This window comes from Aerococcaceae bacterium zg-252, from assembly GCA_016237705.1.
Classification (GTDB): domain Bacteria; phylum Bacillota; class Bacilli; order Lactobacillales; family Aerococcaceae; genus Globicatella; species Globicatella yangjingiae.
In genome coordinates this window covers 47,355-59,951 of sequence record CP066204.1, presented here as the reverse complement: position 1 = coordinate 59,951, position 12,597 = coordinate 47,355, and the positions used below count along the sequence as shown (strand labels likewise).

Genomic DNA, 12,597 nt, shown 5'->3' with positions numbered 1-12,597 from the left:
CTATCCTTCTATCTTATATCCTACGCCCCATACCGTTTTAATGACTTTTTCACCATCAGTGGCAGCTTCTATTTTATCACGCAAATGACTTACATGTACCATTACCGTTTTAACACTAACAACACTCTCTTGATTCCACACTGCTTCAAAAATTTCATCGGCACTGAATACACGATTTGGATGACTCGCCAATAAATACAATATTCCAAATTCCAATGCTGTTAACTGAATTTTTTTCCCTGATAAAGTAAAAACTTCATGAGATTCTTTGCGAATTTCAAGAGGTCCAATTTCAATTTGATTCTCTTTTTCTGGTGCCATATATTGCTTTTGACGTCTTAATAATGACTTAATTCGAGCAATCACCTCCAATGGATTAAATGGCTTTGTAATATAATCATCGGCACCTGTCACTAATCCTTGGATTTTATCATTATCCTCTGATTTCGCACTTACCAAAATAACAGGAACATTTTTATTCGAAGCTCTCAAACGTGCAAGCACATCTAATCCATTTATTTGTGGCATCATAATATCTAACAAAGCTAAATCAACAGTCTCATTTTCTAATATATTCAGCGCTTGCTGTCCATTATACGCTTTAATCACCTCATAGCTTTCGTTTTGCAAATAAATATTTAATAATTCAACGATTTCACGATTATCATCTACTAATAAAATTTTAGTTGCCATATTTCTCACATCCTTTTTCTATTACCTCTCTATTATACCCATTAACCGACCTATTTTATACTCTTACCTTGTATTTGATATTGAATTTTACAAAATTTTAATAATCATACAAAAGAGCCCCTAGAGAATATTCAATTTCCAATATCCTCTAGAGGTCATTTTAAAAGCTCTATTTGATTAAATCTTCCCATTTCCAGTCTAAAACTTCTGGAATATCAATTCCATTTTCACGAATATATTGCTTATGATACGCCACCGTTTCATCCATTTTTTCTTTAAACTCTTGTGCTTTATCACCAAATACTGCATTAGCAGCATCTTTCGCCAAATGGAAACGATCCAACTCTGATAATACACGCATATCAAACGGTGTTGTAATATCTCCATTTTCACGATAACCATGAATGAACAAATGATGATTTTGACGTTTGAAGAAGATATCACGAATCATACCTTCATAACCATGGAATGCAAAGATAATCGGCTTATCAACAGTAAATAATTCATTAAATACTTCATCTGATAAGCCTCTCGAATCAATGTCTGGGTGACGCAATTTCAAAATATCTACCACATTAATAAAGCGAATTTTCATTTCAGGAAAGGCTTTATTTAAAATTGAAATAGCTGCTAATGCCTCCAAGTTTGGTTCCGTTCCGGCTGCTGCAAACACAATATCCGGCGTACCATTATGGTCAGTAGATGCCCAATCAATCACTTTATACCCTTTTTCTACTAATTCTTCTGCTTCCTCTGCCGTATAAAATTGTGGACGTGGATGTTTGGAAGACACAATCAAATTAATCTTATCTTCATCTTTTAATGCTTTATCCATAACTGCTAATAAACTATTGGTATCAGCTGGTAAATACTCACGAATAAATTCTGGTGTTTTTTCTGCCAAATGCGTTAACAAACCTGGATCTTGATGCGTATAACCATTATGATCTTGTTGGAATACAGTCGATGTCGCAATCAAATTAAGCGACGGATAATTTTTACGCCATGGTGCGTGTGTTTTGGATTTCCGTAACCATTTAAAATGTTGTGTAATCATCGAATCAACCACTCGCAAGAATGATTCATATGACGCAAAGAAACCATGACGGCCTGTTAATACATAACCTTCCAAAAATCCTTCTGCTTGATGCTCTGACAATTGCGAATCAATGACACGTCCTACTGGAGAAAGCCATTCATCATAAGCATCATTCATTCTACCTAACCATTGACGATTTGTTGCATCAAACACATGTTGTAGACGATTCGATTTAGTTTCATCTGGACCAAAAATACGGAAATTCGTTGGGTTTTCACGAATTAAATCAGCTGCATATTTACCTAACTCAATCATATCTTGAGCAATAATTTCACCCGGAACCTTAATGTCTAAAGCATGCTTTCTCCAATCAGCCGTATTCAATTCAGCTACGATACCAGCATTTGTTACAGGATTCATAGACATTCTACGATTACCTTTTGGTGAAATCTCACGAATTTCTTCTTTAACATATCCATTATCATCAAATAACTCTTCTGGTTTATAAGATTGTAACCATTCAACTAAATACGAAGCTGTACGCATATCTTTACCAGTTACAGGTATTGGCACTTGATGTGCTCTAAAACCACCTTCAATCGGTTCACCATTCCATTCTACTGGTCCTGTCCAACCTTTTGGAATGCGAACAATTAACACGGGCCATTTTGCTTGTGTTGCTTTATCAGCTGGATATTTTCGAGCTTCTGATTGGATTTCTTGAATCAACTCAATCGCTTTATCCATTTTTTCTGCCATTTCAAAGTGAACAATTTCAGGATTCGTTCCACCTACAAAGATAGGTGTCCAACCCAAACCATTAAATAAATCCGTTAATTCTTCATTAGTTTTACGTTCTAAAATGGTTGGATTATGAATTTTACCCCCATTTAAATATAAAATTGGTAACACTGCTCCGTCATTGACTGGATTAATAAAAGTATTAGAGAACCACCCTGCTGCTAAAGGACCAGTTTCTGCCTCACCGTCACCTACAACCGTTGCTGCAATAACATTGGGATTATCTAAAATGGCACCCGTTGCATGTGATAGCGAATACCCTAATTCACCACCTTCATGAATCGACCCTGGTGTTTCGGGTGCAGCATGAGATGCTATACCTCCTGGAAAAGAAAATATTTTACATAATTGTTTTAAACCAGCTTCATCTTGTGTAATTTCTGGGTATAATTCAGAATAAGAGCCGTCAATATAAGAGTTCGAAACCATTACTTGACCACCATGTCCAGGTCCTTCAATATAGAACATATCTAAATCATATTTGTTAATCACACGATTAAGGTGAGCGTAAATAAAGTTTTGCCCTGAAATAGTTCCCCAATGCCCAATAGGTGTTAATTTAACATCTTCATTCGACAACTCTCTGCGTAATAAAGGATTATCTTTCAAATACATTTGGGCAACAGAAATATAATTAGCTGCTCGCCACCATTTATCGACCTTTTCCAAGTAGCTTTTATCATCAAAATTCGTCATTATTAATTCCTCACATTATTCTAATTAAGTTAGTTAGTTTTATAAACTAACCTTTGTGTTTAATTTTAAAATATTCATTTATATATGTCAATAGTTATGGAATTTTTTCACATAAATTTGATAATATGCGTATTCAAACAAAAAAACACCCTTTGAAAACGTTGATTTACCAACGTTTTCAAGGGTGTCATTAACATAAAAATTATTTTAATGTTACAGATGCTCCAACTTCTTCTAATTGAGCTTTTAAAGCTTCTGCTTCTTCTTTTGATACGCCTTCTTTTAATACTTTAGGAGCGCCATCAACTAATTCTTTAGCTTCTTTCAATCCTAAACCAGTAGCTTCACGAACTACTTTGATTACTTTGATTTTTGTATCTCCAGCAGAAGTTAATTCTACGTCGAAGTCAGTTTTTTCTTCAGCAACTGGACCAGCAGCAGCTACAGCTACAGGAGCAGCAGCAGTTACGCCAAATTCTTCTTCAATTGCTTTTACTAAGTCATTTAATTCAATAATTGTTGCTTCTTTGATTTCAGCAATAATGTTTTCAATGTTTAATGCCATGATTATTTTCCTCCATTTTTTGGTTAAATTGATAAATTAAGATTAAGCTGCAGATTCTTTTGCTTCTGCCACAGCTTTGATTGCCAATGCAGTATTGCGTACTGGCGCTTGTAATACTGAAAGTAACATTGATAATAAACCATCGCGGTCTGGTAATTTCGCTAATGCGTTCATTTCATCAGCTGAAGCTACTTTACCTTCAATTAAACCACCTTTAATTGCTAATGGTTCAATTTTATCAGCATATTTCGCAACGATTTTTGCTGGAGCTACTACTTCGTTTTCAGAGAAAACAATTGCAGATGGTCCTACAAATGTACTATCTAAACCTTCGATACCAGCTTCAGCAGCAGCACGACGTAGAATAGTGTTTTTAACAACTTTCATTTGAACTCCGCTTTCACGTAATTCTTTACGTAAGTTTGTTACTTCTTCTACTGTTAAACCTAAATAGTCAACAACAACAACTGATGCTGCAGATTTTAAGTCATTTGCCACAACTGTTACTTCTTCTTGTTTTTTCAAGATTACTGCTTTTGTCATAAGTTTCACCTCCGTCAATTTGGTATAGAGATTTTTTCAAAAAAAATCTCTATGTCACCTTAGACATAGAGATAGATCCTCAAAATTAGGAACTTCCTCGGCAAGAAATTAAGGCATTCGCCACTTGCTGTCTACGGTCGTTATGAACTGTATGTAATCATAACGGAAATATCATTTGGCGTCAAGCCTTTTTTAGAATTATTTCCTGTTATTATAATGTAGTTGTATCTAATTTGATACCAGGACCAAATGTTGTACTTAATGATAAGTTAGTAATGTATGTACCTTTAGCAGTTGCAGGTTTTACACGTAAAATTTGTTCGTGTAAAGCTTTTAAGTTTTCTACTAATTTAGTATCATCAAATGAAACTTTACCAATTGGTACGTTCACGATACCAGCTTTATCAGCACGGTATGTTACTTGACCAGCTTTAATGTCATTAACAGCTTTTGTTACGTCCATTGTAACTGTACCAGTTTTAGGGTTAGGCATTAAACCTTTAGGTCCTAATACACGACCTAAACGACCAACTTGACCCATCATATCTGGTGTTGCTACCATTACATCGAAATCTAACCAACCATCGTTGATTTTATTGATTAAATCTACTTCACCAACAAAGTCAGCACCTGCTGCTTCAGCTTCTTTAGCTTTTTCGCCACGAGCGATTACAACAACACGTGATACTTTACCAGTACCGTGTGGTAATACCATTGCTCCACGAATTTGTTGATCTGCTTTTTTAACATCAATATTTAAATTGTAAGATACTTCAACTGTTGCATCGAATTTTGCATAGTCGATTTCTTTCGCTAATGCGATTGCTTCAGCTGCTTCATATTTTTTCGTGCGATCTACTTTTTCAAAAGCAGCACGGAAGTTTTTACTTTTCTTTGCCATTTTTATTTTCCTCCTATACTTGTGGTTTTAACGGTTTAACCTCCCACACCCGATAGAAAACGGGGCGAGAAACTACACTGCGCTTAATCTTGGACTGTGATACCCATAGAACGAGCAGTACCTTCAACAATGCGCATTGCTGCTTCTACGCTAGCTGCATTTAAGTCTTCCATTTTTGTTTCAGCAACTTCTTGTACTTGAGCTTTAGTAATTGTTGCTACTTTTGTTTTATTAGGTACACCTGAACCTTTAGCAATGCCAGCAACTTTTTTCAATAATACTGGTACTGGTGGTTTTTTTGTAATGAAGCTGAATGAACGGTCTTCATAAACATCAATTACTACAGGAATAATTAAACCTGCTTGATCTTGTGTACGAGCGTTGAACTCTTTACAGAACCCCATAATGTTAACTTGCGCTTGACCTAAAGCTGGACCTACTGGTGGAGCTGGGCTTGCTGCGCCGGCTGGAATTTGTAATTTAACTTGTTTTACTACTTTTTTAGCCACGAAAATTCCTCCTTAATAAATTATACTTCGTGATGTGGTTCATGGATTAACATCCTCCCACTCATTGTGCGTACATGCGCACTAAAATATGATACCATTCTTTGTTTTATAAATCAACTGATTATTTGTGTTTATTCTTTATTTCTGCGTATTTTTTACGTGCTTTTCCCACTAAATTTAGAATAAAATACAAATTTGTTCCAACAAAAAAGTCAATAATTAACCTTTATTACATCTCTTGTTTTTTCACTTGATGAAACTCTAATTCAGCCTCTGTTTCTCGACCGAACATTTCTAAAATAACTTTTAATTTTTGTTCTTCGGCATCAACTGCGTCAACCGTTCCAGATAAACCTGAAAATGCTCCGTCAGTAATCTCAACAAAATCTCCGACTGCTAAGTTTAATTCAATACGTGCTTTAGGAGCTTCAACATCACCTAAAATAGTTGCCATTTCTTCTGGTAATAGTGGTGACGGCTTACTACCAGCTCCATGTGAACCTACGAATCCTGTTACACCTGGTGTATTTCTTACAATAAACCATGCTTGATCCGACATTACCATTTCGATTAAGACATAACCAGGAAATGTTTTCGCTACTTTTTTCTTTTCTACACCGTCTACTACTTCAATAATTTCTTCTTCTGGAATAACAATACGGAAAATATTTTCCTCCATATTCATACTTTCTTTACGTAATTCAATATTTTCACGCACTTTATTTTCATACCCTGAATAAGTGTGCAATACATACCATTCTTTATTCGCCATTGTTTTGACCTCCTACATTTTTGTTCTGTTGCCCCTTTGCACCCATAATAAAAAACCTACGAAATGTAGGTTTTTTGTCTCTATTGCTATTATAACTATAATTAACTTTTTTGCAAAGTCTAAATTAATGAATTATAGAGAAAGTATCCAATTAATGATTGATGCAAAACTTAAATCGGCTGCACCAAAATATAGTCCAAATAAAATAACCATTACAATAACTGTCCAAGTAAAGCGATTAATTTCTCGTACGCTTGGCCATGTTACTTTTTTTAACTCTTGAATAACACCTTTAACATATCCCATAGTAATACCCCTTATTCTAGCTCGCTCGGGTCATCTTGAGCACCCTCGCTTACACTTTATTATTTCGTTTCTTTGTGAACTGTATGTCGATTACAGTATTTACAGAATTTCTTAATCTCTAATCGAATCATTTTTCCTACTTGAGTAGGTGTCATGTGGTAATTGCGTTGGCCACATTCAGTACACGCTAAGGCTGTTTTCTTTTGAGCCATAACAATCCCTCCATTTCCAATACGTCACTTAACTTGACAACTTTAACACCTTATATAATATAAATGATTAATACAAAAGTCAAGGGTCGTTACGATAGCATATAATTACAGACAGCACCAATCTATCAACATGTTTTTTCATTCATACGGTTTCAGACACAATCTTCATTGCGTTTTAAAATACTTTTTGTATTTTATACGCGAGCGTGCTAAAGCATTCTCCACAGAACGCTTATCCGTATTTAAAGTTTCTGCAATATGAGCAATATTATTATCCTCTGCTAAAAGACGATTACACAATGCGATACGTTCTAATGGTGTTAATGACTGAATAAAAGCATCAACAGTTTCTTGTAAAATGATTTGGTCTTCTATACTGGTTGTTTCTTTAACATGATATTCCAAATAGGTAACATTGTCTGAAAAATCATCTGACGCAATCGTTTCCTGCAAAGACATCATTTGCACTTGTCCGCCTCTTTTTTGAGTTTGTCTATCACGACGAATATTGAATAAATAATTTTCAAATACACGGGCAAAATAATTTGCCACATAAGGGGAATTATTTTTATCGTACTTTTCAATGACACTCCACCAAATAATGCGTGCTTCTTGTAAATAATCATCTACTTCATAACCTTCAATACGAATCGTTCGCATACATTTGTAGTAAAGTGGAATAAACCGATTATATAATTCAGCAAAATAATCATTTTCAAAACTATCTTTTAACTGTTCAACCAATGCTTCATTACTGAGATCTTTAATATTCATGTTTATATTCTCCCTTTCAATATAAACGACAAATTCTCTATTGATTCTTTTCTATCTCTTGTCTTAACTCATCTAAAGCTATGAGCTGATTGACATGCCATGGACTGTGCCGACGCAACATTTGATTATAGTAATGTTCAACTTCTGTGCGAACTTGTTGCTTAGCATAACGAATTTCTAACGCAAGTTCATTAGCAGATTGCCTTAAAGCACCACGTTGAAAAATTAACCATTGCTCTGCATAATCACTGGTTGCGACCACTACACGATAGATTGGACTAATATAATTGGCTACTTCTCGTTCAATATATGAATCCGCCGTTTCATTTTCTTTTGTGAAGACAACTTGAAGATCAAACTCAGTAAATCTTTTTGTAATACCCGGTACTAAATAGGCATCAAATACCACGATGATTTGATGATAGCCTCTCACCTTTTTAAAATTAGCTAATTCGAATAATAACTGATCACGTGCCAATTCTAATTCATCTTGTTTCATCAACTTTTCAAGATGTGGCCAAGCACCAATCATATTATATCCGTCAACAAATAATATATCTTTTTTTCTCAGCATACTGGCTCAATTTATAGACGGTGTCTAGCTACTTCATACATTAAAACACCGGCAGCCACACTCGCATTTAAACTTTGCGTTGTTCCTGTCATTGGAATCGTCACAATACCGTCTGCTGCTGCTTGCACCTTAGGTGAAACTCCTTGCCCCTCATTACCAATAATAAGAGCAATCGAACCCTGACTATTCCATGTACGCATATCCTCACCTGACATCGCCGTTGCAAATACCCATACCCCTTTTGATTGCAGCTGTTCAATCACTTGGGAAATATTGGTGACACGTACTACAGGAACATTTTCAATCGAACCGGCTGAAGTTTTAGCAACGATACCAGTCAATCCGACTGCACGTCGTTTAGGAATAATCACACCATGAACGCCAGTTGCTTCTGCAGTTCGAATAATCGACCCAAGATTATGTGGGTCTTCAATCCCGTCAAGTATCAAAAAGAATGGTGCTTCTTGTCTTGATTCTGCTAACGCAAAGCAATCCTCTAATGTTTGATATTCAAAAGCAGGTAAGGTAACGACTACTCCTTGATGATTCGCATTATTTGTCATCTCATCTAATTTAGTTTTAGGTACTTCACTGACAACAACTCCTTGTTGCTTCACTAGTTTCAGTATATCTTGGACACCAGTACCTGTAAGCCCTTTTTGAATAAAAAGTTTATTTATTTGTTTTCGCTCTTTGAAAATTTTCATAACGACATGACGGCCATAAAAAATCTCGTTACTTTCAAAATTTTCTTCCGAATGCTGTCGCTGATGACGTTTGTTTTTTTCCACTATGACACCTCCGATTCAATATATTGTATAGCATTTTCCATTAACTGATAGCAGCGTTCCTCTTGTTCTGTCAATTTCAACCAACCAATTAATGCTTCAAATCCAGTAGCTTGACGATAGTCACTAATGGACGCATTTTTTGCTTTTGTATTTGCTTTATGATTTCTACCTCGTTTGTAAATATCAATTTCTTCTGGAGTTAAAATATCGACGTCTTTAATCCAATGTTTCATTACTTTTGCTTGTGCTGTTGCTGATACATATCGTACTGCTGCTCGATGTAATTTATTTGGAGCTGTGTCACCCTTTTGAATCACGTGTTTACGGATATGTTGTTCATAAACTGCATCTCCCATATAAGCTAGTGCAGCACCATTAATTAATTGTAATTCTTGCATTAGCTGTTCACACGCTTCCATGTTGTACCTTGTGGCGTATCATCTAATAAAATACCTTGTTCTTTCAATTGGTCACGAATCGCATCACTCTTAGCAAAATCTTTTGCCTTTCGTGCTTCTGTACGTTCATTGATTAATGCTTGAATCGCATCATCTAATAGGGCTTCTTCTTTTAACTGAATTCCGAATACTCCAAGCAACTGTAAATAATTATCGAGCATTGCATTAATAATTTCCACTTCGACAACCGACTCATCTAAGTACCGATTAATAATTCGTGTTAGTTCAAATAAAACACTAATCGCATTTCCAGCTTGAAAATCATTATCCATTTCTTGAACAAATAATTCAATTTGATTCTCCATTGACGCTTTCCAATTTAAACCTGCTTCACTCGTTTCACTGATAGCGTCTTGTTGACGATGAAGTAATCGACGATGCACTTCTTTCAAACGGCTTAAATTAACTGTCGCTTCATGAATCGAAGCAGCATCAAAACGGATTGGACGTCTATAATGAACTGTCGCTAATAAATAGCGAACCACCATTGGATCAACTTCTTTTAGTAAATCATGTAGCAATACAAAATTACCTAGCGATTTACTCATTTTTTCTTCATTCTCACCAATCGTTACAAACCCATTATGTAACCAATAATTAGCAAAAACATGTCCAGTCGCACATTCTGATTGTGCAATTTCATTTTCATGATGTGGGAATTGTAAATCTTGTCCACCACCATGAATATCAATCGTATGCCCTAAATGTTTTGTCGCCATAACCGAACATTCAATATGCCAACCTGGTCTACCCTCTCCCCAAGGTGATTTCCAATGAATTTCACCCGATTTAGCTTGTTTCCATAAAGCAAAATCCAATGGAGAATCTTTTCTTTCAGCAATCGCTTCTTGAACTCGTTCACTTGCCCCAACCATTAAGTCTTTCAATGATTGATCCGATAACTGTCCATACTTATCAAACGATTCGGTTTTAAAGTAAACATCACCTTGCGATTCATAAGCATAACCTTTATCCACCAAAACTTGAATAAATTGAATAATATCATCAATATGCTCCATAACACGTGGGTGAACTGTTGCTGGTAAAATATTAATGGCTGCCGTATCAGCTTTAAAGGCATCAATGTATTTTTGTGACAAAGCTTCAGGTGTTAAGCCCTCTTCTTTGGCTGCTTTGATAATTTTATCATCAACATCGGTAAAATTACTCACATAAGTAACATCATATCCTCGGTACATCAAATAGCGTCGAATCGTATCAAAAGAAACTGCACTTCGAGCATTTCCGATATGGATATAATTATAAACTGTCGGTCCACAGACATAAAACTTCACTTTGCCTGGTTCAATCGGAACAAATGGTTCTTTTGTTCTAGTCAATGTATTATAAAGTTGGATTGTCACGTATTCCTGCCCCTTTCTTCTATATAAAGAATGGAGCTTTTGAGAATTTTACTCCACTAAAAAGCTCCATATCCATTATTATTACAGTTATTACTAATTCATTATTGCTAATACTTGTTCGATATGATTGAGCACTTTTTCTTTTCCAAGCACTTCAATCACATTTGGTAATTCTGGTCCATGCATTTGCCCAGATACAGCAATACGAATCGGCATAAAGAGATTTCTACCTTTAATACCTGTTTCTTTTTGTACATTTTTCGTCAATGGTTTAATATTTTCAGCAACAAATTCTTCTGGATTCAATTGCTCTAATTGCTGACGCATTGCTTTAATAACAATAGCAGCTGATTCTTCAGCCAACACTTCTTTAGACTGTTCATCGATAACCAATGTTTCTTTAAAGAATAATTCAGACGCTGATACAATTTCTGCACCAAATGACACTTGTTCGTGATATAAACGTACTAATTTTTTAACCCATTCTAATTCTGTTTCAGACGGATTATCACTCACTCGTCCAGCTTCAATTAAATGCGGTAAAGCTAACTCAACCACTTTATCAAGTGGTGCTTGTTTCATGTAGGTATTATTAATCCACTCTAATTTTTTCGCATCAAAGGCTGCTGGTGAAGTCGATAAACGATTCGCATCAAACAGTTGAATTAATTCTTCACGTGAAAAGATTTCTTCTTCTCCGACTGGTGACCAACCTAATAATGTAATAAAGTTAAACATTGCTTCTGGTAAGTATCCTAAATTACGATATTGTTCAATAAATTGTAAAATACCACCGTCACGTTTACTTAATTTTTTATTAGTTTCACTATTAACAATCAATGTCATATGACCAAATGTCGGTACTTCCCAACCAAACGCATCATAAATCATCATTTGTTTTGGCGTATTAGCAATATGGTCATCTCCACGTAAAACATGAGTAATTTCCATTAAGTGATCGTCGACTGCAACGGCAAAATTATACGTTGGCATTCCGTCACGTTTTTGGATAACCCAATCACCTGAAATATTTTTAGATTCAAATGTAATATCACCTTTGACCATATCATTAAAACGATACGTTACATCTGCTGGCACGCGGAATCGAATAACAGGTTGGCGTCCCTCTGCTTCAAATTGTGCTTGCTGCTCTGGAGTTAAATGAGCATGTTGCCCACCATAATGTGGCATTTCCCCACGTGCTCGTTGTTCTTCACGTTCTGCCTCTAATTCTTCTTCTGTCATATAACATTTATATGCTTTATCTTCAGTCAATAATTGGTCAATTAATGGTTGATAAATATGTAGACGTTCTGATTGACGGTAAGGCCCATATTCACCCGGATTAGCAGGCGACTCATCCCAGTCCATGCCTAACCATGTTAAATTAGATAATTGGCTTTCTTCACCATGTGCAATATTACGTTTTGTATCCGTATCTTCAATACGAATAATAAATTTGCCACCATGATGACGTGCAAATAAATAATTAAATAATGCTGTACGAGCATTTCCTATATGTAATTCACCTGTTGGGCTTGGTGCATAACGCACACGTATTGTTTGACTCATTTTCTTTCTCCTCTATCTACTTCTATA

15 protein-coding genes and 1 other annotated feature are annotated in these 12,597 nt (G+C 35.5%); all 15 genes read right to left on the bottom strand.

The window, feature by feature from the left end; translation table 11 throughout:
* The 15 genes from JDW14_00295 to JDW14_00225 all read right to left on the bottom strand — a co-directional run bounded on the left by JDW14_00295 (window position 1) and on the right by JDW14_00225 (window position 12,570).
* Window positions 1-693 carry a response regulator transcription factor gene (locus JDW14_00295; GenBank protein ID QQD65606.1) on the bottom strand — a complete coding sequence of 231 codons (693 nt, stop codon included), beginning with the start codon at window positions 691-693 and terminating at the stop codon, window positions 1-3.
* Window positions 694-862: 169 nt separating this feature from the next.
* Window positions 863-3,229, bottom strand: coding sequence for a phosphoketolase family protein (locus JDW14_00290; GenBank protein ID QQD65605.1), 2,367 nt, complete (start codon window positions 3,227-3,229; stop codon window positions 863-865).
* A gap of 202 nt (window positions 3,230-3,431) precedes the next feature.
* Entirely contained in the window at window positions 3,432-3,794 is a 363-nt protein-coding gene (gene rplL, locus JDW14_00285; protein ID QQD65604.1) for a 50S ribosomal protein L7/L12, read from the bottom strand.
* Window positions 3,795-3,836: 42 nt separating this feature from the next.
* The gene (locus JDW14_00280; protein ID QQD65603.1) at window positions 3,837-4,337 is read right to left on the bottom strand and encodes a 50S ribosomal protein L10; all 501 of its coding nucleotides are present in this window, start codon (window positions 4,335-4,337) and stop codon (window positions 3,837-3,839) included.
* 31 nt (window positions 4,338-4,368) lie between these two features.
* Window positions 4,369-4,492: a sequence feature (ribosomal protein L10 leader region), on the bottom strand.
* 56 nt (window positions 4,493-4,548) lie between these two features.
* Window positions 4,549-5,238 carry a 50S ribosomal protein L1 gene (gene rplA, locus JDW14_00275; protein QQD65602.1) on the bottom strand — a complete coding sequence of 230 codons (690 nt, stop codon included), beginning with the start codon at window positions 5,236-5,238 and terminating at the stop codon, window positions 4,549-4,551.
* Window positions 5,239-5,321: 83 nt separating this feature from the next.
* A complete protein-coding gene (rplK, locus tag JDW14_00270) occupies window positions 5,322-5,747 on the bottom strand; it encodes a 50S ribosomal protein L11 (GenBank protein ID QQD65601.1) in 426 nt (141 codons plus the stop codon).
* Between the two features lie 229 nt (window positions 5,748-5,976).
* Complete coding sequence (gene nusG, locus JDW14_00265) at window positions 5,977-6,519, bottom strand: transcription termination/antitermination protein NusG (protein QQD65600.1); 543 nt, start codon at window positions 6,517-6,519, stop codon at window positions 5,977-5,979.
* 132 nt (window positions 6,520-6,651) lie between these two features.
* Window positions 6,652-6,825, bottom strand: coding sequence for a preprotein translocase subunit SecE (gene secE, locus JDW14_00260; GenBank protein QQD65599.1), 174 nt, complete (start codon window positions 6,823-6,825; stop codon window positions 6,652-6,654).
* 59 nt (window positions 6,826-6,884) lie between these two features.
* Complete coding sequence (gene rpmG, locus JDW14_00255) at window positions 6,885-7,037, bottom strand: 50S ribosomal protein L33 (protein ID QQD65598.1); 153 nt, start codon at window positions 7,035-7,037, stop codon at window positions 6,885-6,887.
* A gap of 165 nt (window positions 7,038-7,202) precedes the next feature.
* Window positions 7,203-7,811, bottom strand: coding sequence for a sigma-70 family RNA polymerase sigma factor (locus JDW14_00250; protein QQD65597.1), 609 nt, complete (start codon window positions 7,809-7,811; stop codon window positions 7,203-7,205).
* Between the two features lie 37 nt (window positions 7,812-7,848).
* On the bottom strand, window positions 7,849-8,385 hold the full coding sequence (locus JDW14_00245; GenBank protein ID QQD65596.1) for an NYN domain-containing protein: 537 nt from the start codon (window positions 8,383-8,385) through the stop codon (window positions 7,849-7,851).
* 11 nt (window positions 8,386-8,396) lie between these two features.
* Window positions 8,397-9,092 (bottom strand): 23S rRNA (guanosine(2251)-2'-O)-methyltransferase RlmB, encoded by a 696-nt coding sequence (gene rlmB, locus JDW14_00240; protein QQD66457.1) that lies wholly within the window; start codon window positions 9,090-9,092, stop codon window positions 8,397-8,399.
* A gap of 83 nt (window positions 9,093-9,175) precedes the next feature.
* Window positions 9,176-9,574: a ribonuclease III gene (locus JDW14_00235; protein ID QQD65595.1), complete on the bottom strand. Its 399-nt coding sequence runs from the start codon at window positions 9,572-9,574 to the stop codon at window positions 9,176-9,178.
* Window positions 9,574-10,998 carry a cysteine--tRNA ligase gene (locus JDW14_00230; protein ID QQD65594.1) on the bottom strand — a complete coding sequence of 475 codons (1,425 nt, stop codon included), beginning with the start codon at window positions 10,996-10,998 and terminating at the stop codon, window positions 9,574-9,576. The genes JDW14_00235 and JDW14_00230 overlap by 1 nt, the downstream gene beginning before the upstream one ends.
* 93 nt (window positions 10,999-11,091) lie before the next feature.
* The gene (locus JDW14_00225) at window positions 11,092-12,570 is read right to left on the bottom strand and encodes a glutamate--tRNA ligase (protein ID QQD65593.1); all 1,479 of its coding nucleotides are present in this window, start codon (window positions 12,568-12,570) and stop codon (window positions 11,092-11,094) included.
* Between the last annotated feature and the right edge of the window lie 27 nt (window positions 12,571-12,597).

Bases quoted from the DNA above. Each gene is read 5' to 3' on its own strand.
- JDW14_00295 (QQD65606.1), bottom strand. From the start codon at position 693: ATGGCAACTAAAATTTTATTAGTAGATGATAATCGTGAAATCGTTGAA.
- JDW14_00290 (QQD65605.1), bottom strand. From the start codon at position 3,229: ATGACGAATTTTGATGATAAAAGCTACTTGGAAAAGGTCGATAAATGG.
- rplL (QQD65604.1), bottom strand. From the start codon at position 3,794: ATGGCATTAAACATTGAAAACATTATTGCTGAAATCAAAGAAGCAACA.
- JDW14_00280 (QQD65603.1), bottom strand. From the start codon at position 4,337: ATGACAAAAGCAGTAATCTTGAAAAAACAAGAAGAAGTAACAGTTGTG.
- rplA (QQD65602.1), bottom strand. From the start codon at position 5,238: ATGGCAAAGAAAAGTAAAAACTTCCGTGCTGCTTTTGAAAAAGTAGAT.
- nusG (QQD65600.1), bottom strand. From the start codon at position 6,519: ATGGCGAATAAAGAATGGTATGTATTGCACACTTATTCAGGGTATGAA.
- secE (QQD65599.1), bottom strand. From the start codon at position 6,825: ATGGGATATGTTAAAGGTGTTATTCAAGAGTTAAAAAAAGTAACATGG.
- rpmG (QQD65598.1), bottom strand. From the start codon at position 7,037: ATGGCTCAAAAGAAAACAGCCTTAGCGTGTACTGAATGTGGCCAACGC.
- JDW14_00250 (QQD65597.1), bottom strand. From the start codon at position 7,811: ATGAATATTAAAGATCTCAGTAATGAAGCATTGGTTGAACAGTTAAAA.
- JDW14_00245 (QQD65596.1), bottom strand. From the start codon at position 8,385: ATGCTGAGAAAAAAAGATATATTATTTGTTGACGGATATAATATGATT.
- rlmB (QQD66457.1), bottom strand. From the start codon at position 9,092: ATGAAAATTTTCAAAGAGCGAAAACAAATAAATAAACTTTTTATTCAA.
- JDW14_00235 (QQD65595.1), bottom strand. From the start codon at position 9,574: ATGCAAGAATTACAATTAATTAATGGTGCTGCACTAGCTTATATGGGA.
- JDW14_00225 (QQD65593.1), bottom strand. From the start codon at position 12,570: ATGAGTCAAACAATACGTGTGCGTTATGCACCAAGCCCAACAGGTGAA.